The sequence below is a fragment of the Pseudomonas sp. KBW05 genome (assembly GCF_003852405.1).
GTDB lineage: Bacteria > Pseudomonadota > Gammaproteobacteria > Pseudomonadales > Pseudomonadaceae > Aquipseudomonas.
Window position 1 is genome coordinate 16,051 of the sequence record NZ_QAJM01000049.1, and the last position, 21,773, is coordinate 37,823.

At 61.1% G+C, this 21,773-nt stretch carries 24 protein-coding genes; 15 read left to right on the forward strand and 9 right to left on the reverse strand.

The window, feature by feature from the left end:
- Positions 1–51: 51 nt before the first annotated feature.
- Together DBR46_RS28460 and DBR46_RS28465 are read left to right on the forward strand one after the other, a co-directional pair.
- On the forward strand, positions 52–1,218 hold the full coding sequence (locus DBR46_RS28460) for a PLP-dependent aminotransferase family protein (protein ID WP_124529500.1): 1,167 nt from the start codon (positions 52–54) through the stop codon (positions 1,216–1,218).
- A 10-nt stretch (positions 1,219–1,228) separates the two neighbouring features.
- Positions 1,229–1,831: a glutathione S-transferase family protein gene (locus DBR46_RS28465; protein ID WP_124529502.1), complete on the forward strand. Its 603-nt coding sequence runs from the start codon at positions 1,229–1,231 to the stop codon at positions 1,829–1,831.
- Between the two features lie 105 nt (positions 1,832–1,936).
- Here DBR46_RS28465 and DBR46_RS28470 read toward each other — a convergent pair whose 3' ends face one another.
- On the reverse strand, positions 1,937–2,833 hold the full coding sequence (locus DBR46_RS28470) for a LysR family transcriptional regulator (RefSeq protein ID WP_124529504.1): 897 nt from the start codon (positions 2,831–2,833) through the stop codon (positions 1,937–1,939).
- Positions 2,834–2,958: 125 nt separating this feature from the next.
- Between DBR46_RS28470 and DBR46_RS28475 the strand changes: the two genes are divergently transcribed.
- From DBR46_RS28475 to DBR46_RS28485, 3 genes are read left to right on the forward strand one after another with little or no spacing between them, the layout of a single operon-like run.
- The gene (locus tag DBR46_RS28475; RefSeq protein ID WP_124529506.1) at positions 2,959–4,251 is read left to right on the forward strand and encodes a CitMHS family transporter; all 1,293 of its coding nucleotides are present in this window, start codon (positions 2,959–2,961) and stop codon (positions 4,249–4,251) included.
- Between the two features lies 1 nt (position 4,252).
- On the forward strand, positions 4,253–5,575 hold the full coding sequence (locus DBR46_RS28480) for an acyclic terpene utilization AtuA family protein (protein WP_124529508.1): 1,323 nt from the start codon (positions 4,253–4,255) through the stop codon (positions 5,573–5,575).
- Entirely contained in the window at positions 5,572–5,886 is a 315-nt protein-coding gene (locus tag DBR46_RS28485; protein ID WP_124529510.1) for a hypothetical protein, read from the forward strand. The genes DBR46_RS28480 and DBR46_RS28485 overlap by 4 nt, the downstream gene beginning before the upstream one ends.
- Positions 5,887–6,011: 125 nt before the next feature.
- On the opposite strand, the gene DBR46_RS28490 is transcribed toward DBR46_RS28485, so the two are convergent.
- The 5 genes from DBR46_RS28490 to DBR46_RS28510 all read right to left on the reverse strand — a co-directional run bounded on the left by DBR46_RS28490 (position 6,012) and on the right by DBR46_RS28510 (position 8,789).
- Positions 6,012–6,383: a glutathione S-transferase N-terminal domain-containing protein gene (locus DBR46_RS28490; RefSeq protein WP_124529512.1), complete on the reverse strand. Its 372-nt coding sequence runs from the start codon at positions 6,381–6,383 to the stop codon at positions 6,012–6,014.
- A 101-nt stretch (positions 6,384–6,484) separates the two neighbouring features.
- Positions 6,485–7,030 carry a GTP cyclohydrolase I FolE gene (gene folE, locus DBR46_RS28495; protein WP_003442011.1) on the reverse strand — a complete coding sequence of 182 codons (546 nt, stop codon included), beginning with the start codon at positions 7,028–7,030 and terminating at the stop codon, positions 6,485–6,487.
- A 78-nt stretch (positions 7,031–7,108) separates the two neighbouring features.
- Entirely contained in the window at positions 7,109–7,666 is a 558-nt protein-coding gene (locus DBR46_RS28500) for a Smr/MutS family protein (RefSeq protein ID WP_032888029.1), read from the reverse strand.
- Positions 7,667–7,741: 75 nt separating this feature from the next.
- Complete coding sequence (locus DBR46_RS28505) at positions 7,742–8,062, reverse strand: hypothetical protein (RefSeq protein WP_124529514.1); 321 nt, start codon at positions 8,060–8,062, stop codon at positions 7,742–7,744.
- Positions 8,063–8,198: 136 nt separating this feature from the next.
- A complete protein-coding gene (locus tag DBR46_RS28510) occupies positions 8,199–8,789 on the reverse strand; it encodes a cysteine hydrolase family protein (protein WP_026136688.1) in 591 nt (196 codons plus the stop codon).
- Positions 8,790–9,026: 237 nt separating this feature from the next.
- Here DBR46_RS28510 and prmB point away from each other — a divergent pair, with 237 nt between their 5' ends.
- Positions 9,027–9,935 (forward strand): 50S ribosomal protein L3 N(5)-glutamine methyltransferase, encoded by a 909-nt coding sequence (prmB, locus tag DBR46_RS28515; protein ID WP_124529516.1) that lies wholly within the window; start codon positions 9,027–9,029, stop codon positions 9,933–9,935.
- A gap of 139 nt (positions 9,936–10,074) precedes the next feature.
- Here prmB and DBR46_RS28520 read toward each other — a convergent pair whose 3' ends face one another.
- Both DBR46_RS28520 and DBR46_RS28525 read right to left on the reverse strand, forming a co-directional pair.
- Positions 10,075–10,881, reverse strand: a complete 807-nt coding sequence (locus tag DBR46_RS28520; protein ID WP_124529518.1) for a hypothetical protein — start codon at positions 10,879–10,881, stop codon at positions 10,075–10,077.
- 98 nt (positions 10,882–10,979) lie between these two features.
- Positions 10,980–11,942 (reverse strand): alpha/beta hydrolase, encoded by a 963-nt coding sequence (locus DBR46_RS28525; protein WP_124529520.1) that lies wholly within the window; start codon positions 11,940–11,942, stop codon positions 10,980–10,982.
- A 142-nt stretch (positions 11,943–12,084) separates the two neighbouring features.
- Between DBR46_RS28525 and aroC the strand changes: the two genes are divergently transcribed.
- The 4 genes from aroC to DBR46_RS28545 all read left to right on the forward strand — a co-directional run bounded on the left by aroC (position 12,085) and on the right by DBR46_RS28545 (position 15,419).
- Positions 12,085–13,176, forward strand: a complete 1,092-nt coding sequence (gene aroC, locus DBR46_RS28530; protein ID WP_017735877.1) for a chorismate synthase — start codon at positions 12,085–12,087, stop codon at positions 13,174–13,176.
- An 85-nt stretch (positions 13,177–13,261) separates the two neighbouring features.
- A complete protein-coding gene (locus tag DBR46_RS28535; RefSeq protein ID WP_124529522.1) occupies positions 13,262–14,419 on the forward strand; it encodes an MFS transporter in 1,158 nt (385 codons plus the stop codon).
- Positions 14,416–14,943 carry an acireductone dioxygenase gene (locus DBR46_RS28540; RefSeq protein ID WP_124529524.1) on the forward strand — a complete coding sequence of 176 codons (528 nt, stop codon included), beginning with the start codon at positions 14,416–14,418 and terminating at the stop codon, positions 14,941–14,943. The genes DBR46_RS28535 and DBR46_RS28540 overlap by 4 nt, the downstream gene beginning before the upstream one ends.
- Before the next feature lie 206 nt (positions 14,944–15,149).
- Positions 15,150–15,419, forward strand: a complete 270-nt coding sequence (locus DBR46_RS28545) for a response regulator transcription factor (RefSeq protein WP_124529526.1) — start codon at positions 15,150–15,152, stop codon at positions 15,417–15,419.
- A 62-nt stretch (positions 15,420–15,481) separates the two neighbouring features.
- On the opposite strand, the gene DBR46_RS28550 is transcribed toward DBR46_RS28545, so the two are convergent.
- Positions 15,482–15,760, reverse strand: a complete 279-nt coding sequence (locus tag DBR46_RS28550) for a DUF3509 domain-containing protein (RefSeq protein WP_010208870.1) — start codon at positions 15,758–15,760, stop codon at positions 15,482–15,484.
- A 354-nt stretch (positions 15,761–16,114) separates the two neighbouring features.
- Here DBR46_RS28550 and DBR46_RS28555 point away from each other — a divergent pair, with 354 nt between their 5' ends.
- From DBR46_RS28555 to DBR46_RS28580, 5 genes are all read left to right on the forward strand, one after another.
- Entirely contained in the window at positions 16,115–17,941 is a 1,827-nt protein-coding gene (locus tag DBR46_RS28555) for a long-chain-acyl-CoA synthetase (protein WP_124529528.1), read from the forward strand.
- A gap of 111 nt (positions 17,942–18,052) precedes the next feature.
- A complete protein-coding gene (locus tag DBR46_RS28560) occupies positions 18,053–18,568 on the forward strand; it encodes an ankyrin repeat domain-containing protein (protein ID WP_124529530.1) in 516 nt (171 codons plus the stop codon).
- Between the two features lie 41 nt (positions 18,569–18,609).
- On the forward strand, positions 18,610–19,140 hold the full coding sequence (locus DBR46_RS28565) for a hypothetical protein (RefSeq protein WP_124529532.1): 531 nt from the start codon (positions 18,610–18,612) through the stop codon (positions 19,138–19,140).
- 68 nt (positions 19,141–19,208) lie between these two features.
- Complete coding sequence (locus DBR46_RS28570) at positions 19,209–19,400, forward strand: PLDc N-terminal domain-containing protein (protein ID WP_003172956.1); 192 nt, start codon at positions 19,209–19,211, stop codon at positions 19,398–19,400.
- A gap of 444 nt (positions 19,401–19,844) precedes the next feature.
- Positions 19,845–21,773, forward strand: a 1,929-nt coding sequence (locus tag DBR46_RS28580; RefSeq protein ID WP_148090404.1) for an LTA synthase family protein, incomplete at its 3' end; no start/stop codon positions are given.

Sequence of the window (21,773 nt, forward strand, 5' to 3'; positions counted from 1 at the left end):
TCGGTCAACCAGTTTGACGTATTTCTCACAGTCTTCGCTAGCGGTGAACCCATGGCCTTCTCTGAACGTGTTACGCGCCTCAAAAGCTCCCTGATCCGTGAAATCCTCGCGGCGGCCCAGCGCCCGGAAGTGATGTCGTTCGCCGGTGGCCTGCCGGCAGAAGCCATGCTACCGGCGTTGAACTGGGACGATATGCCACTCAACATCGGCCAATACGGCATGAGCGAAGGCGAACCGCAGTTGCGCGAATTGCTCGCCGCCGAGGCCCGCGCGTTGGGCATACCGTGCCAGGCCAGCCAGGTGCTGGTGGTCAGCGGCTCCCAGCAAACCCTGGACCTGGCGGCCAAGCTGTACATCGACAAAGGCACGCAGATTTTGCTGGAAGGCCCGACCTACCTGGCGGCATTGCAGATCTTCCAACTGTTCGGCGCCGAGTGCCTCAGCGTTCAGTTGGAAGCTGACGGTCCTGACCTTGGCGCCTTGCGCGCCAACCTTGAGCGCCACCGTCCTGCCTTCATCTACCTGATCCCGACCTTCCAGAACCCCTCGGCCGTACGCTACAGCGAGGCCAAGCGTGAAGCCGTCGCCGCGTTGCTCGATGAGTTCGGCGTGACCCTGATCGAAGACGAACCCTACCGCGAGCTGACTTTTGACGGTGGCAGCGCCAAACCTATCGTCGGGCGTTTAAAGAAAGCCAGCTGGATCTACACCGGCACCGTGTCCAAAACCTTGCTGCCGGGCCTGCGCGTCGGCTACCTGATCGCCAGCCCGGAGCTGTTCCCGCACCTGCTCAAGCTCAAGCAATCGGCGGATCTACACACCAACCGCGTCGGCCAATGGCAGGCCATGCAGTGGATCGGCACGGAAAAATACCAGCATCACCTGGGGGAACTGCGCAGCTTCTATCGCGAACGCCGCGACGCTTTCCAGGCCGCACTGGAGTATCACTTTGCCGACCTGGCCGACTGGCAAGTGCCCCAAGGTGGATTATTCTTCTGGCTGACCTTGAAACAGCCGCTCGACACCCGCACTTTATTGGCGCAAGCGCTGGATCAGAACGTCGCGTTCATGCCCGGTGAACCGTTCTTTTCCGAGCCGGACCAACACTTGGGCTCGTTGCGCCTCAATTTCAGTCACATCGACCCGGCCCGCCTGGACGAAGGTCTCAAGCGTCTGGCCACGGTGGTCCGTCAAGCACAGCACGCGCAAGCGGCATAAGGGGAGTCCCATGTACAAGGTTTATGGCGATTACAAGTCGGGCAACTGCTACAAGATCAAATTAATGCTCAACCTGCTGGGCCTTCCCTACCAGTGGATTGACGTGGACATCCTCAAGGGTGACACCCAGACCGCCGAGTTCCTGGCCAAGAACCCCAACGGCAAGATCCCGGTGCTGGAACTGGAAGACGGCACCTGCCTGTGGGAATCCAACGCGATCCTCAACTTCCTGGCCGATGGCAGTGAGTTTTTGCCGACTGAACCGCGTTTGCGCACCCAAGTGCTGCAATGGCAGTTCTTCGAGCAGTACAGCCATGAGCCGTATATTGCGGTGGCGCGGTTTATCCAGTTCTACCTGAACATGCCGGAAGATCGCCTGGAGGAATACAAGACCTGCCACAAGCGCGGCCACAAGGCGCTGAAGGTGATGGAGCGCCAGTTGCAGGCCACGCCGTACCTGGTGGGCGAGCAGTATTCGATTGCCGATATTGCGTTGTATGCCTATACCCATGTGGCGCATGAGGGTGGGTTTGACTTGGCGCCGTATCCTGCGGTGCAGGCGTGGTTGGCACGGGTTGCCAGCCATCCCAAGCATGTGCCGATGCTGGGCTGATTCACTCGGTCAAAATGTGGGAGCGGGCTTGCTCGCGAAAGCGGTGTGTCAGTGACAGATGTAGTGCCTGACACACCGCATTCGCGAGCAAGCCCGCTCCCACATTTAGCTCTGCGGTGTGTCAGGTAATGCTTCATTGAGCAGGTCGAAACAGCGCTGTGCTGCGGGGCTCAAGCTCATCCCGCTCCGTGTAATCAAGCCGATCTCCCGGTTCACCCCAGGATGATCAATGTTGATCCGCTTCAACCCTTCCAAACTGTCCGCCGCCGACTCCGGCAACACACTGATCCCCAGCCCCTGGCGCACCAGCGCCAACACCGTCGACATGTAGTTGGCTTCCATTCCCGCGTTTAGCGTCAACCGTGTCTCATCGAACAGCGCATCCACCTGCTCACGCACACTGCTGTCGCGGCCGGTGAGGATGATCGGCTGATCCGCCAGCTGTTCGAGGGTCAGCTGGCGATGGCGAGTGAGGGGATGATTCAGTGGCACAAACGCACACAGCCGGTCATTGAGCACCGGGACAAACGCCAGGCCGTGGCTGAGTCGCGCACGCACGCCGATGCCGAAATCCACCTCGCCGGAACGCACCTGGGCATGAATGCGGTGGGCCACCAGGTCATGCAGGCGCACTTCGATCCCGGCAAAACGCTCGCGAAACAGGCGCAAGGCCGGGGGCAGGGCGCCGGCACAGACCGAGGGCAGGGCGGCGATGGTGACGACGCCGCGGCGCAGGGCGGCGAGGTCGCGGGAGCCGGTGACGATGTTGTCCAGGTCCAGCAGCAGTTTTTCCATCGGCCCGCGTGCGTCCTGGCCGGCGGCGGTGATGCTGACGTGACGCGGGCTGCGGTCGAGCAGGGCGACGCCGAGCCAGTCTTCCAGTTGTTGCACCTGCACGGTCAGTGCCGAGGGTGACAGGTGCAACTCGTTGGCGGCCCTGGTGAAACTGCCCGTGCGGGCAACAGCAAGAAAGGCTTGGATGTGCTGGATGCTATTTTTCATAAGAGCAGCTTCATTTTGTTTTTCCGAACACTAGCGAGTGAATATTCCAATTTACAAAGACTAACCCGCTTCCAATACTCCAGGGAAAACAATAACCGGCCAACAAGGCCGCTCTGGAGTAACCCATGCTCGCTACCCTGGGTGTCATTACGATCCTGTGCCTGCTCGCTGCCGTCATGAGCAAACGCCTCTCGCCACTGGTGGCCCTGATCGCCTTGCCGATCATCGCCGCGCTGCTCGGCGGGTTCGGCCTGCAAACCAGTGCTTTCATCATTACCGGTATCAAGAACGTCGCCCCCGTGGTGGGCATGTTTGTGTTTGCGATCCTGTTTTTCGGGATCATGACCGATGCCGGCATGCTCGACCCGATCATCGACCGCATCCTGCGCACCGTTGGCACGCGTCCTACACGGATTGTCGTCGGCACCGCGACCCTGGCGCTGCTGGTGCACCTGGATGGCTCCGGCGCAGTGACCTTTTTGGTGACGGTGCCGGCGATGTTGCCGCTGTACACACGGCTGGGCATCGACAAACGCATCCTCGCCTGCGTGTGTGCGATGGCAGCCGGGGTGAATTTTTTGCCATGGACCGGCCCGGTACTGCGTTCCTCAGCCGCTTTGCATGTGCCGGTGGCGGACCTGTTCCAACCACTGATCCCGGTGCAGATCGTTGGCCTGATCTTTGTCTTCGCCTGCGCCTGGTGGCTCGGCCGCCGCGAAGAAAAACGCCTGGGCCTGGGCGCCGGCTCCACTGTGGATGCCATGCCGCAGCGGGTGCTCAGCGATGACGACATCAAGTTGCGCCGCCCGCGTCTGTTCTGGGTCAACCTGATTCTGACGGTGTTGGTGATGGTGGTGATGATTGCCGGCTGGGTCGACCCGGTGGTGATGTTCATGCTCGGCACTGTGGTGGCGCTGTGCATCAACTACCCCAACGTGGACGCCCAGCGCGCCCGCATCGATGCGCATGCCAAGACCGCCCTGACCATGGCCAGCATCCTGCTCGCCGCTGGGGTGTTCACCGGCATCATGCAAGGCACCGGCATGCTCAAGGCGATTGCCGAAGTGGCGGTGGCGCAGATCCCGGCCGGCCACGGCAAGCTGATCCCGGCGGTGGTGGGCTTTATTTCCATGCCCCTGAGCATGCTGTTTGATCCCGATTCCTACTATTTCGGCGTGATGCCGGTGATCGCCGAAGTCGGCAAGGCCCTGGGCGTCGACCCGCTGCAAGTGGCCCAGGCCTCGCTGCTGGGCGTGCATACCACCGGTTTCCCGGTCAGCCCGCTGACCCCCGCGACCTTCCTGTTGGTGGGCCTGTGCAAGATCGAATTGGCCGATCACCAGCGCTTCACCATCCCTTTTCTGTTTGCCGCGTCGGTGTTGATGACCCTGACCGCGCTGCTCCTGGGAGTGATTTGAGATGAAAACCTTGCGCATCGGTTCTGGCGCCGGTTATTCCGGCGACCGTATCGAACCTGCCGTCGAATTGGCCGAGCGTGGCGACCTGGATTATCTGGTGTTCGAATGCCTGGCTGAACGCACCATCGCCCTCGCGCAACAGGCGCGGATCAGTGATCCCGCGGGCGGTTACGACCCGCTGTTGAGTGAGCGCATGCGCCGCGTGTTGCCGTTCGTGGGCGATAAAACTGGGCGTCGCCTGCGGGTGATCACCAATATGGGCGCGGCCAACCCCGTGTCGGCGGCGGTTGAAGTACGGCGGATTGCCAGCGAACTGGGCCTGGAACTCAAGGTGGTCGCCGTGGTTGGCGACGATGTGCTGGACGTGTTGCAAGGCGATTTTCTGCTGGATAACGGCCAGACGGTCGGGTCCCTGGGCGAACGGCTGATCTCGGCGAATGCCTACCTGGGGGTCGAGGGCATCCTGGAGGCGCTGCACGCCGACGCCGATGTGGTGATCACCGGGCGGGTGGCCGACCCTTCGCTGTTCCTCGCGCCGCAGATGTTTGAATTCGGCTGGGCGGCGGACGATTGGCCGCGCCTGGGGCGCGGTACGCTGGTCGGGCATTTGCTGGAATGTGCCGGGCAAGTCAGTGGTGGTTATTTCGCTGATCCCGGCTTCAAGGACGTGGATGACCTCGCGCGCCTGGGCTTCCCCTTGGCCGAAATCGATGCCGACGGTGAAGCCTTGATCACCAAGGTCGCGGGCTCGGGCGGGCGGGTCAGCCGCGCCACCTGCACTGAGCAATTGATCTACGAAGTGCATGACCCGGCGGCGTACCTCACGCCGGATGTCACGGCGGACTTTTCCCAGGTGGGGTTTGTCGAGGAGGCCGTTGATCGCGTGCGCGCTCAAGGGGCAGACGGCCGCGCGCGTCCCGAGCGGTTGAAAGTCAGCGTCGGTTATCTGGACGGTTGGATTGGCGAGGGGCAAATGTCCTACGGCGGGCCGGGGGCTGTCGCACGGGCAGAGTTGGCGCGGGCTGTCGTCCTCAAGCGCCTGGAATTGATGGGGGTGAAGATGCAGGACGTGCGCGCCGAACTGATCGGCATGGACGCGCTCCACGGCCCGCGCAGCACCGTCGAACCCTGGGAAGTGCGCCTGCGCGTGGCGGCTCGCTGTGAGGATCGCCTTGAGGCAGTGCGGGTTGGCAATGAAGTGGAAACCCTCTACACCAACGGCCCGTCCGGCGGCGGCGGTGCCAGCAAAAGCGTACGGCAGGTGGTGGCGGTGGCATCGTTGTTGCTGCCGCGTGATGCGGTCAACCCGAGGATCGAAGCATGAAGTTGCACACGCTGGCCCATTCCCGCACCGGGGATAAGGGCGATACGTCGAACATTTCGATCATTGCTTATCGCGCAGAGGATTATCCGTTGCTGTGTGAGCAACTGACGGCCGAACGCGTGGCCGAATTTTTTGCCGGATTGCTGGAGCCGGGTGCGGCGCCGGTGCGGCGCTACGAATTGCCCACTGTGCAGGCGCTGAACTTCGTACTACCGGGGATCTTGCGCGGTGGCGTCACGCGTTCGCTGGCGCTGGATGCCCATGGCAAGTGCCTGGGTTCGGCCTTGTTGGATGTGGAAATACAAGGTTAGAGACTGGCACAAAACAAATGTGGGAGCTGGCTTGCCTGCGATGGCGGTGGGTCAGTTGGCATTTCTGCTACTGATACACCGCCATCGCAGGCAAGCCAGCTCCCACAGGGGGTTATCCGCGCCTGTCAGATCGCGGCAAACCGCTTGTCCAGGTAATCAATGATCACCTTGGAGTCATACATCCAAGTGACCTGGCCATTCTCTTCAATGCGCAGGCACGGCACCTTGATCTTGCCGCCTTGCTCCAGCAGGGTCTGGCGATCCTGCTCGTTGTTCTTCGCGTCCTTCAACGCCACCGGCACATTCAGGCGGTGCAGGGTACGACGGGTCTTCACGCAGAACGGGCAGGCGTGGAACTGATACAGCGTCAGGTCCTTGGCCGCTGCGTTGACTTGAGCCTGCTGCTCGGCCGAACGCTGCTTTTTGCGTGGGCGCGTCAGGAAGTCGCCCGCGATGATGACGTGGCCGAGGCCCACTCGAAGTGCTTTGACAAACATGGCTGAAACCTCTTGCCCATGAAGAAGGGGCCGCAGCTTACCTGATTTCTGCAGGCGAAAAAAAACCGGCGATGAACGCCGGTTTTCTCCTACCCAGCCGGTTACTTGATCAGGCTGAGGAATTCGCTGCGGGTTGCCGCGTTTTCGCGGAACTCACCCAGCATCACCGAGGTGATCATCGACGAATTCTGTTTCTCCACACCGCGCATCATCATGCACATGTGCTTGGCCTCGATCACCACGGCCACGCCCAGGGCACCCGTCACCTGCATCACCGCATCGGCGATCTGGCGGCTGAGGTTTTCCTGGATCTGCAGGCGACGTGCGTACATATCGACAATCCGCGCGACCTTCGACAGGCCCAGCACTTTGCCGCTTGGGATATACGCGACATGGGCCTTGCCGATAAACGGCAGCAGGTGGTGTTCGCACAACGAGTACAACTCGATGTCCTTGACCAGCACCATTTCGCTGTTGTCAGAGCTGAACAAGGCACCGTTGGTGACTTCTTCCAGGGTCTGCTCATAACCGCGGCAGAGGTACTGCATCGCCTTGGCGGCACGCTTTGGCGTGTCCAGCAGACCCTCGCGGGAAACGTCCTCGCCGAGTTGGCCGAGGATCGCGGTGTAATTCTGTTCCAGGGACATGAAACTACCTGTGGGATTTTCGCAAAGCGCAAGGTTACGGTGGCGGACACATCGCTGCAAGCCTGAAGAGGCGACTTGTTACTCGTCACGCCCTTCCATCATGGTGCGCTTGAGCATCACATACACCGCTCCCGCGCCGCCGTGGCGGGCCTGGCATGAGGTAAAGCCGAGCACTTGCGCATGCTGGCGCAGCCAGGTGTTGACGTGGCTTTTGATCATCGGGCGCTTGCCGTCCAGCCGCACGGCCTTGCCGTGGGTGACGCGTACGCAGCGAATTTCGAATTTGGTCGCTTCGGCGAGGAAGGCCCACAGGGTTTCGCGGGCTTTTTCCACGGTCATACCGTGCAAGTCGAGGCTGCCTTCGAAGGGGATCTGGCCGACCTTGAGCTTGCGCATCTGGCTTTCCTGCACGCCGTCGCGGGCCCACATCAGCTCGTCTTCGGGGCCGACGTCGATCACGAACTGGTCCGACAGGCCGTCCACGGTGGTGGCATCGGTGCGCACGGTCGCGGCCTGGCGCAGCTTGGCGATCTGCGCGCGGTCGGCCTTGGGTTTGCCGGTATCGGCGCGGTCGTGCTTGATCGGCTTGACGCCGCGCAGCTCGTTTTTGAACAGGGAAAAATCGTCGTCTTGCATATCAGCCTCCGCGAAGGGCGGGCAGTTTACCTAAATCGCGGCGGCCGGGGCGCAGGAAACGCTATTCAAGCGCCATCAGTCGTGCTTTTTCATCAGGTGCGAGGCGATATTGAGTGACAACGGCTGGCGCATCTTCCTACGGCTACGACGCCATAACCACACGCCCAGCCACAGCACCAGCAACCCGCTTGCCAGCAGGATTGCCGAACCGCCAGGGCTGGCATTCAGCTCGCCAAGGGCCGGTGAATGACCCGACAAACCAGCGCCACCAGCACCCGCCAGCAGCAGACCTACTAGCGCCAGCAACGCGGCAAAGCCGGCTACCAGGCGCAGACGCCAATTGCTCGGGCCCTTGGGGCGCAAGCGACGAGCATCAAAACCATCGGATATCTTCATCCCGACCTTTCCTCCAGGGTATCGGCCCTTCGACCGGAAGATACACAGGTTGTTCCGGGGGGAGGGGTAAATGCGCCAAATGAGAAGGCAATGGGGATGAGCGGGGCCGTAAACACGCCGCTCATCCCCGGTACGATCAGATCAGATCTTTGGTCAAGGCGAGGGTGGCGAAGTTGTCGGCCATGATGGCCATTTCGGTCTGCTGCACGTGCTCGGCACTCAGGATGCCGCCTTTGTAAGGCAGGTCGCGCGTGGCGCAGGCGTCTTCCACCAGGGTGCAGCGAAAGCCCAGGTTCTTGGCCGCACGTACGGTGGTGCTGACGCTGGAGTGGCTCATGAAGCCGGCCACGATCAGGTCCAGGGAGCCAAGGTCTTGCAGGTGTTTTTCCAGGCCGGTGCCGTGGAAGGCGCTGGGCAGCAGCTTGCCGATGATGGTTTCGTCACCGCTTGGCTCAAGGCCGGAAATGAACTCACCGCGCTCGCCTTGCGGGTCGAACAGGCCGCCGACGGTGCCCAGGTGGCGTACGTGGACAATCGGGCGCCCGGCGTTGCGGGCCGCTGCAACCAGTTGCTTGATGTTGTCTACCGCTGCGTCCATGCCCGAGAGGGCGAGTGGACCGCTGAGGTATTCCTTCTGGGCGTCGATGATCACGAGGGTCGCATGGCTGAGGTTGGCTGCTGCGTAACCGCGACCGCTGAGTTGAAACATCGTCTTTGGAACGGACATTCTGGGGCTCCTGTGAGGGGGGCTTTTGCGACATTGTCCACTGGCTGAGCGGTTCTGTGAATCGCTACTATCGTAAGGTACGCCGTTGTTGGCGTGCAGCCTTGTCAAGTGGGCGCCGCGTTTAACCGAATGCTGGCAATTTGGATGAAATCCGACGGATGGCGACGACGTTTCGTACATCGTCGGTACAGGCGAAGGCTGTTAGAATCGCCGGTCGTTTTTTCAGGAGTCTGCCCCGTGATCACTTCCCGCCTGCGCACCTTGCGCGACCACATCCGTTGGGCTGTCAGCCGTTTCCATGGGGAAGACCTGTTTTTTGGCCATGGCACCGACAATGCCTGGGATGAAGCCCGCCAATTGGTGCTCGGTGCCTTGCACCTGCCATGGGAAATTGCTGATAGCTACCTGGACTGTAACCTGGAAGAAGAAGAGATTTCCCACGTGCAGCGTTTGTTGCACCGGCGCATCCACGAGCGTGTGCCTACCGCCTACCTGTTGAATGAAGCGTGGTTCTGCGGCATGTCGTTTATCGTTGACGAGCGCGTGCTGATCCCGCGCTCACCGATTGGCGAGCTGATCGAAAACCGCTTCGAGCCTTGGCTGGCCCAACCGCCGGCGCGCATTCTCGACCTGTGCACTGGCTCGGGTTGCATCGGTATTGCCTGCGCCTACGAGTTCCAGGACGCCGAAGTGGTGCTGGGGGACTTGTCCTTTGAAGCGTTGGAAGTGGCCAACCAGAACATCGAGCGTCATGGTGTCGATGAACGCGTTTACACCGTGCAGGGCGATGGCTTCGACGGCCTGCCGGGCCAGCGCTTCGATTTGATCGTGTCCAACCCGCCGTATGTGGATGCCGAAGATTTTGCCGACATGCCGGACGAATACCAGCACGAACCCGAGCTGGGCCTGGCCTGCGGTGATGATGGCTTGAACCTGGTACGGCGCATGCTGGCCGAGGCGGCGGACCATCTGACCGAGAAGGGCTTGCTGATTGTTGAAGTGGGCAACAGCCAGGTGCACGTCGAGGCGTTGTACCCAGAGGTGGACTTTGCCTGGCTGGACTTCCAGCGCGGTGGGCACGGGGTGTTCATGTTGACGGCGGAGCAGTGTCGTAAGCATCAGGCAGCATTTGCCGCCAAGGTGTAACTGTAGGAACTGGGTCAGTGTGGGAGCGGGCTTGCTCGCGAATACGGTGTGTCAGCTAATATATTTAGTCACTGACACACCGCTTTCGCGAGCAAGCCCGCTCCCACATTTTGATCTCATTTCATAGCCGGAACCGGTTTTAACGGTGCGTGGCAATCCAGATCAACAACCCCGCCTGGAACACGGTAAACGCCACCAGGCAGGTAATGGTAAAGCGCAGCCCGCTGTCCTCACGCTTGAACTTGGTGACCTTTTCCTCTTCCTTGCGCAGCTTCACTTCCTGTTCCGCCAGGTTCTGCTCGGCCTGTTGGAGCATCTGCGCCGCTTCCAGGATCTCGACAAACTGCACCTTCTCGGTGTTCCAGTTTTCCAGCACATCCCCGACCTTGCCCGGCTGCACGTTGCCCTTGAGGTGCTGCACGTCGGCGTAGGCCACATCAAAGCCGTGGACCCGCAAGAAGTGGTCGCGGCGCAGGCGCGTGGCTTCGTTCAGTGCGTCTTTGTTGGACAGGTCCACGCCGTCGATGCGGTAGCTGGACCACTTTTTCTTCGCCCATGCCGCCCCTTGGGCCACGAGGAAGCGCCCGATACCGCGGTTGGCCGGTTCGATCTCCAGGCTGTTGCCCGGGCCGAAATGCACGCGGTGTTTATCGTGATCGACCCACACATCCAGGTGGTTCTGTTCGCGCCGCACCCGCTGCCCTGGCAACTGGATGACCATGCGCAGCAGGCTGTGGTGGCTGTCATTGCGCTCGGCATAACCGAATTGCACGAACCGCAGCGGTCGCACCCCGGTGGCGCGATCGGTGGCCAGGGGCGCCAGGCGCAGCATCTTGAAATGCTCGGGCTGGACCTCCGCCCACGGCAGGGGCGCCGCGTCGACGGCCTCGGTTTTTTCAGCCGGGGTGTCGGCGGTGGGTTCCGGTGTTGCTTCTGTGGTTGTCATGCGGCGCGATCCTGTCCAAGCCCAGCAAGCCGACAGCTTTTTTGCTGCGACACTGGGCTTATCGGCCGCTTTGCGCAGGACTAGAGACAAATTGTCGCTTAACGGGGCTGAAGTCCGTCGATAAAGCGCACCACGCGGCTGCCCAACTCGGCAGCGAGGGGCAATTGCGGGTCGTTGTAGGACGCCAATTGCTGCTGCACATCCTTGGGCACGATGCGCATGACGTGGTTCATGCCTTCGATCAGCGCAAGCTGTGCATCGGGCTTGGCCTTTTTCAACTGCTGGGCATCGCCGATGCCGACCTGGATATCGTGAGTGCCCTGGATAATCAGCGCCGGCATATCCAGCTTGGCAAATGCCGCCGAGGGATCGGCACGGAACAGGCTGATCAGATACGGCTGCACGCTCGGTCGGAAAATACCCAGCAGCGGGCCAGGCACATCCGCGTCCACTTGCCCGGCCTTGAGCCGATCAAGGATCTGATTGCTGCGCAGCAACAGGGCAGGGGGCAGGTGACCCGCCAACTGCTGACGGATCACCTGATCCACCGGACGTGCGCTGCCGGACAGGGAAATCACACCCGCCGGTTCCAGTTGTGGCGCGGCGAGGGCCGCCACCAGCGCGCCTTCGCTGTGGCCGAGGACGACCAGCGGGCCCATGCGTTTGTCGGCCTTGAGCAGTTTGCCCCAGGCCGCCGCGTCGGAAACGTAGGCGTCGAGCGTCAGGTTACGCTCGTCCGGGGTGGCCGCAAGGCTGGCGGCCACGCCACGCTTGTCGTAGCGCACGCTGGCGATGTTGTGCCGGGCCAGCACCCACGCCAGGCGCTTGAGGCTGTCGTTGCGCGCGCCGTCGGCGCTGTTGCCGTTGCGGTCGGTGGGTCCGGAGCCGGCGATGATCAGCACCACCGGCACCGGTTTGTCGGATTGGGGCAGTAGCAGCGAGCCAAACAGCTCGCCGCTGCCGGTGTCCAGGCTGATGGGCCGTTGCAGCACCACGGGGGAGGCGGCGTGGGCCACGGCGGTAAACAGGGTGAGGGCCAGCAGTAAAACTCGAAGCATCATCGCGCCATCATCAGGGAGGTGCCGGTTCGACCAATGTCTACCCGGAAGGTTTCGAGGATGAACTAGTCGGTTGGCCCGCGTATACTGGCGCGCTTGGTTATCACCCCTGAGTGATTACAACTGATTTCACGGAGCGCCCTGCATGTCCGGCAATACCTTCGGCAAGCTGTTCACTGTCACCACCGCGGGCGAAAGCCATGGCCCGGCGTTGGTCGCCATTGTCGACGGCTGCCCGCCCGGCCTCGAGCTGTCCCTGGAAGACCTGCAGCGTGACCTCGACCGCCGCAAGCCCGGCACCAGCCGCCACACTACCCAGCGCCAGGAACCCGACGAAGTCGAGATCCTCTCCGGCGTGTTCGAAGGCCGCACCACCGGGTGCGCCATCGGCCTGTTGATCCGTAACACCGACCAGAAGTCCAAGGACTACTCGGCGATCAAGGACCTGTTCCGCCCGGCCCACGCCGACTACACCTACCACCACAAATACGGTGAACGCGATTACCGTGGCGGCGGCCGCAGCTCGGCCCGCGAAACCGCGATGCGCGTGGCTGCCGGTGCCATTGCCAAGAAATACCTGGCCACCCAGGGCATCGTGATCCGTGGCTACATGAGCCAGCTGGGGCCGATCGAGATCCCGTTCAAGACCTGGGACAGCGTGGAAGACAACGCCTTCTTCAGCCCCGACCCGGACAAAGTGCCGGAACTGGAAGCCTACATGGACCAGTTGCGTCGCGACCAGGATTCCGTCGGCGCCAAGATCACCGTGGTGGCCGAGGGCGTGAAACCAGGCCTGGGCGAGCCGATCTTCGACCGCCTGGACGCCGAACTGGCCCATGCGCTGATGAGCATCAACGCGGTGAAAGGCGTGGAAATCGGCGCCGGCTTCGCTTGTGTCTCCCAGCGCGGCACCGAGCATCGCGATGAACTGACGCCGGAAGGTTTCCTCAGCAACAATGCGGGTGGCATCCTCGGCGGTATTTCCTCCGGCCAGCCGATTGTGGCGCACCTGGCGCTCAAGGCGACGTCGAGCATCACCACGCCGGGCCGCTCGATCGATGTGCATGGCAACCCGGTAGATGTGATCACCAAAGGCCGCCATGACCCGTGCGTCGGCATCCGTGCCACGCCAATTGCCGAGGCGATGATGGCCATCGTGCTGATGGACCACCTGCTGCGCAACCGTGGGCAAAACGCCGACGTGCGCGTCACCACCCCGGTGCTGGGCCAGCTGTGACCTTTAGCCAGGGAGCTTGCTGTGGCGAGGGAGCTTGTCGAATCGTCGCACCGTCCCGTTGGGCTGCGCAGCAGCCCCAACCCACATGACGCTCCCCTACTGGCGCCTCTCCAGCTTCTACCTCTTCTACTTCGCCCTGCTCGGGGCGACGGCGCCATTCCTGGCCCTTTACTTCGATCACCTGGGCTTTTCCAGTGCGCGCATCGGCGAACTGGTGGCCATCCCTATGCTGATGCGCTGCGTGGCGCCCAACCTGTGGGGTTGGCTCGGCGACTACACCGGCCGGCGCCTGGCCATCGTGCGCTTTGGCGCGGTGTGTACCTTGGCGAGCTTCTCGCTGATCTTCGTCAGCCAGACTTACGCCTGGCTGGCCCTGGTGATGGCCCTGCATGCGTTCTTCTGGCACGCGGTGCTGCCGCAGTTTGAAGTGATCACCCTGGCGCACCTGCAAAAACAGACCTCGCGCTACAGCCAGATCCGCCTGTGGGGCTCCATCGGTTTTATCCTCACCGTGGTGATCATGGGGCGCCTGTTCGACTGGCTGAGCCTGGATATCTACCCGGTGGTGGTCGTGGTGATCATGGCCGGCATCATTGGCGCCAGCCTTTGGGTGCCGAATGCGCAACCTGCCACCCACGGCAACCGCCTGGCGGGTGATGGCTTTCTCAAGCAATTGCGCAGCCCCGGCGTGCTGGCGTTTTATGCCTGCGTGGCACTGATGCAAATGAGCCATGGCCCGTATTACACCTTTCTCACCCTGCACCTTGAACACCTGGGCTACAGCCGTGGCCTGATCGGCCTGTTGTGGGCGCTGGGGGTGGTGGCGGAAGTGCTGATGTTCCTGGGCATGAGCCGCATCCTCACGCGCTTTTCGATACGCCGGGTGCTGCTGGCGAGCTTCCTGCTGGCGGCTGTGCGTTGGTTGTTGCTGGGTTCGTTTGCCGAATTTTTCTGGGTGCTGCTGTTGGCGCAGGTGATGCACGCCGCCACTTTTGGCAGTTTCCATGCGGCGGCGATTGCCTTTGTGCAACGCAGTTTCGGCGATAAACAACAGGGCCAGGGCCAGGCCTTGTATGCCGCATTGGCCGGCACCGGCGGGGCGTTGGGCGCACTGTATGCCGGCTATAGCTGGAACCTGTTGGGGCCGACCCTGACCTTCAGTATCGCCAGCATCGCGGCACTCGCCGCCGCCATTATCATTGGCCTTCGATTGCAAGAGCCCAACAGAGGAACCGTGCAATGAGTTATGTCGCTGTCTACCACGTGGCCACACCGGACACTCCGAACAAGGTCCTGACCCATCTCGACGATATCGTCGCGACCCTGGCTGAACATGGCGTGCGCTTCGAGCGCTGGCAGCCGAGCCCGATCGAGAAGGGCGCCAGCGATGCTGACATGATCGCCGCGTACCAGGCGCAGATCGATAGCCTGGGTTACGCCAAGGAGGAGGTGTTCAGCGTCACGAGCGCTCACCCGCAAAAAGACCAGGTGCGTGCGCAGCTCCTCAAAGAGCGCCGCTTCAGCGAGGACCATGCGCGTTTCTTCATCGCCGGGCAGGGGTTGATTGCCTTGCACGTGGAGGACTATGTGTATGCCGTACGGTGTGAGAAAAACGACGTGTTGCTGATCCCGGCGGGCTTGCTCCATTGGATTGATATCGGTGAGAACCCGCACTTTGTGATGCTGCACCTGTTTAATACGGCTGAAGGGGAGACTGCGCTCACCGACGACGAAATGGCCCTTCGTTTTCCTGGTTTGGACGACTAAGCACAAGTTCCTGAATGTTCAACCCCAACGAGTTGGAAGTTGTTGTGGGAAGAAACGTATTCGACTGTAGGGCTCAGCTGTTTATTACGGGCCTTACTCCTTAATACCATTCGTTATGCAACTCTTCCTGGCACCCATGTTTATATCACCTGTCAATCGGAGAAATCCGAAGGTGGTGAGACATCCGCCGATAAAGGAGAGATGTAATGAGAGGCGCAGAGGAGTTGTACCCGCCGCTGTATACCCTGCCCAACGCCATCAGAAGACGCCTGAGCTTGGCGGGCAAGTCCCTGACGCCGACAGAGCTGGAGATCCTGCGTTGGGCGTCGAATGGCAAGACTGTCTGGGAGATCAGCCAGATTCGCGCAACGTCCGAAGCCACGGTGAAATTCCACCTGCGCAACATCTACGGCAAGTTGCAAGTGAACAACCGCGTGCAGGCGATGAATGAGGCGGCGCGCCAGGGACTTTGGTGACAGGCGCATGAAAAAGGGCCGCAACGCTGAATGGCGTTGCGGCCCTTTTTTGTGTCTGGTGTTTAAGCCGAATGGTAGGTCGGCAGGGCAAAGCGGTTCTGGCTTTGCAGCATCGAAATTTGCGGCAGGTCGCTGGCCTGTTCGGCCAGGTCGCGGCGGATGGCGCTGATGACCCACGTCAGTTGGTCGGCGGTATGCAGTTGCTGGTAAGAGATCGAGCGCTTTACCTGTTTGCCTTCGCTGTTGCGCAGGGTCAGCAGGATGCCGCCGTCTGGGCGAGGCTGGGTGGTGACATCGTAGTTGGAGAATACTGAAGCGAATTTATCTTGGATCAGGCTCATGTCTATCAGCTCCGTTGGCTCAAGTTGGCAAGCATGGAGTGATAGGTGCAGTGATTGTGCCATCTAGCTTGTTGTAAAAATAACGTTATAAATCAACGAGTTATAAATTTCTTCGATTTTCGTTTTCGTGCAAATTGCATGAATGGCCATCATGCATCCTGCATTTTGCGCTGTTCAAGCGGTGGGTTTGGCGCGCCGATACACATGCAGACTGCCGTGGAACGGCTAAATTCCGTTTTTCTGCGGCAGCCCATCGGGATACAAAACTTTTCAAATCCCGCGTGTACAGGTGAACAAGGGCTGACGTAGTTTCCTGCAAGGCATAACGAAGAATAAGAAAAAGGACGTTCCTCCATGAGCCATCCGCAAAACGACATGATCACCTGGAGCATGCTGCTGCGTAAGGTGCCCGCCATTGTTCGCGCCCTGCCACGGGTGGTGCGCGGCATGCGTGCTGCCAACGTCACCGACCCGGCCCAGCCTTGTGGGCTGGGTTGGCACTTCGAGCAGGCCACCCTGCGTAACCCTGATGGCACCGCGCTTTTATACGCTGACCGTGTGCTCAGCTACCGCGAAGCCAATGGGCGCGCGAACCGTATCGCCCATTACCTGCAAGCCCAAGGCGTGCGTAAAGGTGACGTGGTGGCGATGTTTATCGAAAACCGCCCCGAGTTGCTGCTGAACGTGTTGGCCGTGGCCAAGCTGGGCGGCATCTGCGCCATGGTCAACACGTCGCAGACCCAAGGCACACTGGTGCACAGCCTGAATCTGGTGAACCCGGTGGCAATCGTGGTGGGCTCGGAATTGGTGGGCTCTTTTGAGGCAGTACGTGACCAGGTGGCGATCCCGGCCGAACGCACGTGGTTCGTCGCCGATCAGCAGGCTAGCGAGGTGCCTGCAGGTTACGTCGACCTGATGGCTGCCAGCGCCGAGTGCCCGGCAGACAACCCGGCCAGCACCGCGCAGATTTTCTTCAATGACCCGTGCTTCTATATCTACACCTCCGGCACCACGGGCTTGCCCAAGGCCGGCATCATGAAGCACGGCCGCTGGACCAAGACCGCCGTCAGCTTCGGCAGCATTGCCCTGGACATGGGCCCGGACGACGTCCTGTATTGCACCTTGCCGCTGTATCACGCCACCGGCTTGTGTGTGTGCTGGGGCTCGGCGATTGTCGGCGCTTCGGGGTTTGCCATCCGGCGCAAGTTCAGCGCCAGCCAGTTCTGGGACGATGCCCGCAAGTTCAACGCGACCACCCTGGGTTATGTCGGCGAGCTATGCCGTTACCTGCTCGACCAGCCGCCCAGCGCCAGCGACCGTGACAACCGCGTGACCAAGATGGTCGGCAATGGCCTGCGCCCCGGGGTGTGGGCGCAGTTCAAGCAGCGCTATGGCGTTAACCATATTTGCGAGCTGTATGCCGCCAGCGACGGCAATATCGGCTTCACCAACGTGCTGAATTTCGACAACACCATCGGCTTTTGCCTGCAACACTGGGCGCTGGTGGACTACGCCCACGACAACGGCGAGCCAATCCGTGGCAGCGATGGCTTTATGCGCAAGGTGCAGACGGGCGGGCAGGGCCTGTTGTTGGCGCGAATCGACGAGAAATCACCCTTTGACGGCTACACCGACCCGGAAAAGAACCGCAAGGTGATCCTCACCGACGTGTTCGAAAAGGGTGACCGCTACTTCAATACCGGCGACCTGTTGCGCAGTATCGGCTTTGGCCATGCGCAATTCGTCGATCGCCTGGGGGACACTTATCGCTGGAAGGGTGAAAACGTTTCCACCACCGAGGTCGAGAACATCCTGCTGCAACACCCGCAGATCGCCGAAGTGGTGGCCTACGGGGTGGAAATCGAAAACACCAACGGCCGTGCGGGCATGGTCGCGATTACCCCGAGTGAGTCCCTGGCTTCGCTGGACATGCGTGAACTGTTGCAGTTCGCCCACGGCCAGTTGCCGCACTATGCAGTGCCGCTGTTCCTGCGGATCAAGGTAAAAATGGAGACAACGGGCACGTTCAAGTACCAGAAGGTCAAGCTCAAGGAAGAGGCGTTCGATCCAGCGAAGGCGGGTAACGACCCCGTCTACGCGTGGCTACCGGGCACCGACGCCTATGTACCCGTGACGGGGCAGTTGCTGGCGCAGATCCAGGGTGGCCAATTCCGTTATTAAAAGTAGCGTTATTGATTCTAGCTATGACGGCTTTTGGCAAAAAAGCCATGACAGTGGGGAACTCCATCGCGACACTAGGCGCCTATATAGCCATCGCCAGGGAGCCCCCACATGTCAGACCAAGCCAAACAAATGACCGAAGACGAAGCCGCCGAATTTGCCGAGCAGGTCTTCGACGTTGCGCGTCGGGGCGACACCGCGTTGCTCGCCGCACTGCTGGCTAAAGGCTTGCCGGTCAACCTGCGCAACCATAATGGCGACACCTTGCTGATGCTCGCCGCCTACCACGGCCATGGCGAAGCGGTAAAAGTGCTGCTGGAATTCAAGGCCGATCCGCTGATCGCCAATGACAAGAACCAACTGCCGATTGCCGGCGCTGCGTTCAAAGGCAACCTGGACGTGGTCAAGGCCCTTATCGAAGGCGGCACGGCGGTGGATGCAGCCTCTTCTGACGGGCGTACCGCCTTGATGCTGGCGGCGATGTTCAACCGTGTCGAGATGGTCGATTACTTGCTCGGCCAGGGCGCCAACCCCAAGGCCACCGATGCCCAGGGCGCCACCGCACTGGCGGCGGCATTGACCATGGGCGCAGCGGATACGACGGCGCAGTTGCAGAAACTGGTGTAGGCTACGCGCCCTTTAAAACCCGCCCGCCACAGGACTACCCCATGAAAACCGCCCTCGTCGAACTCATCAGCAAAATCAGCGCCGGCGTCATGGGCGAGGACGAAGTGGCGCGCATCGCCGACGAAGCGGCCCAGGCCTACGCAGACCCGGCGGCGTTTCTGGCGGCCAACCCGGATATCAACTACGACGACACCTTCCCGATCCCGTTGGGTGAATGGATCGTCGTGGGTAGCCTGCCGGACACCGCGCTGTTCCAGGCCGACACCTACGGCGACCTGTTTGCGCAGATCGTCGCTTCGTTCGGCCCCGGCGTGGCGTTCAACCTCAAGCCCAAGCAACTGGCCAAGACCGAGGACCTCACGGCGTTGAACCGCATCCAGATCCAGATGAGCGCCCTCAACCCTGAAGATGGCGGCTACACGTTGCTCAACTTCAGCCAGTTGCTGGATGACGAGATTCAGGCGGTGCTGGTCTACGGCAAAGACCTGCCACGGGTACTGGAATTGTGCGCTGAAGTGGGCATCAAGGCCGAGCCTTCGCTGGAAGCGCTGCGAATCGCCCTACACGTGTGAAATAAAAACGGAACCCCCGTCAGTGCTGACTATCCTACAAGTGCATGCCCTCACTTAGGAGCGACACCATGGGTTCCACTTTTAATGGTTTGATCGGGCTGATCATCCTGGCGCTGGATATCTGGGCGATCATCAACGTGTTCAAAAGCGGCGCGAGCACGGGCGCCAAAGTGCTGTGGATTCTGCTGATCCTGTTGTTGCCGGTGCTGGGCCTGATCATCTGGGCAATCGCCGGGCCGCGGGGCAACGTGCGGATCTGAGCCGTTCGCCGCACCTGATGTAAGCACATTCAATGTGGGAGCGGGCTTGTGTGGGAGCTGGCTTGCCTGCGATGCGGACACCTCGGTCTATGAGTGACACCGAGGTGATGCTATCGCGGGCAAGCCCGGCTCCCACACAAGCTTGCTCCCACATTTTTTTGTGTCCAGTCATAAGATTTGTGTGTCGAAATATTCGCTACACGGAATTTTCACACATCATCTCGGACAATTCCCCCCGCTTCATTTCCGTGTAAGAAGGCTCTGTCTCGGGCCGAGAAAACCACCACAAAGAAGGTTTTTTCCTCAGTAATCAATAGCGCTGATGGCATTCCTCGGGCACCATTTGCGCCAACGCGCTGACCCCCTGTACCCACACGCTTGGGCGTGGGCAGGATGCCGCTGCAATATTTCGCAACTTAAACTTCCAATGGGTCCTAAAACGACATGGCAAACCCGGACGCCCTGAATCAGCAGCGAGCTTCAAATCGCCTGCTGCAACCGACCGTCAAATCCCATCTGGCGTACACGCTGCTTTGCGCACTGGTCATGATGGTGATGTTCTCCCTGCTGCGCCTGGCGCTGCTGGTTTACAACCGTGAAATGATCCTCGACACGCCGGCCTCGACCTTCCTGGAAGCGTTCGGCAACGGCCTGCGCCTGGACATTCGCCTGGTGGTCTACCTGCTGATCCCGTTGCTGCTGGCTCTGTTCAGCGTGCGGGCCATGGCGGCGCGCGGGTTCTTCCGTGTCTGGCTGACCGTTGCGTCCAGCATCGCGCTGTTCCTCGGCCTGATGGAGATGGACTTCTACCGCGAGTTCCACCAGCGCCTCAACGGCCTGGTCTTCCAGTATGTGAAGGAAGACCCGAAAACCGTGATGAGCATGCTCTGGTACGGTTTTCCGGTGGTGCGCTACCTGCTGGCCTGGGCCGTGGGTACGTTGATCCTGAGCATCGCCTTCAAAGGCGCCGACCGTGCGACGCGCCCGCGTGGGCCGTTCAGCGGTGGCACCATCAGCACCCGCCAGGTGGCGCCGTGGTACTCGCGCATCGCGGTGTTTGTGGTCTGCCTGTTGATCGCCGTGGTCGCCGCCCGTGGCACCCTGCGCCAGGGCCCGCCGCTGCGTTGGGGCGACGTGTATACCACCGATTCCAACTTCGCCAACCAACTGGGCCTCAATGGCACGTTGTCGCTGATCGCAGCGGCCAAGTCGCGGTTCTCCGAAGACCGTTCGAACATCTGGAAAGCCACCCTGGACCAGTCCCTGGCCACCCAGACCGTGCGCGACATGCTGGTCCTGCCGCAAGAAAAACTGGTGGATACCGACACCGCTGCCGTGCGTCGTGACTACATGCCACCGGCCGAGAAGACCCTGCCGATCAAGAACGTGGTCGTGATCCTGATGGAAAGCTTCGCCGGTCACTCGGTGGGCGCTCTGGATCGCCCGGGCAATATCACGCCGTACTTCGACAAACTGTCCAAGGAAGGCCTGCTGTTCGACCGCTTCTTCTCCAACGGTACCCACACCCACCAGGGTATGTTTGCCACCATGGCCTGCTTCCCGAACCTGCCGGGCTTCGAATACCTGATGCAGACCCCGGAAGGCAGCCACAAGCTGTCGGGCCTGCCGCAGTTGCTCAGCGCGCGCAAGTTTGACGACGTGTATGTCTACAACGGCGACTTCGCCTGGGACAACCAGTCGGGCTTCTTCAGCAACCAGGGCATGACCAACTTCATCGGGCGCAACGACTTCGTCAACCCGGTGTTCTCCGACCCGACGTGGGGCGTGTCCGATCAGGACATGTTCAACCGTGGCCTGGAAGAGTTGAAGGCCCGCGAAGGCGGCAAGCCGTTCTACGCGCTGCTGCAAACCCTGTCCAACCACACGCCGTACGCGTTGCCGACACCATTGCCGGTGGAGAAAGTCACCGACCGTGGCAGCCTCAACGAGCATTTGACGGCCATGCGCTACTCCGACTGGGCCCTGGGCCAGTTCTTTGAAAAGGCTCGCAAGGAGCCGTACTTCAAGGAAACCCTGTTCGTTATCGTGGGTGACCACGGCTTCGGCAACGAACAGCAGATCACCGAGATGGACCTGGGCCGCTTCAACGTACCGATGCTGATGATCGCACCGGGCATGCAGGAGAAGTTCGGCGAGCGTGACCACACCGTGGGCACCCAGATCGACATCGTGCCGACCATCATGGGCCGCCTCGGTGGCGACACCCTGCACCAGTGCTGGGGCCGCGACCTGCTGAACCTGCCGGAAGGCGACAAAGGCTTTGGCGTGATCAAGCCCTCGGGCAGCGACCAGACCGTGGCCTTGGTCACCGCTGATCGCGTGCTGGTATTGCCTAAGGAATCTCCGAACAAG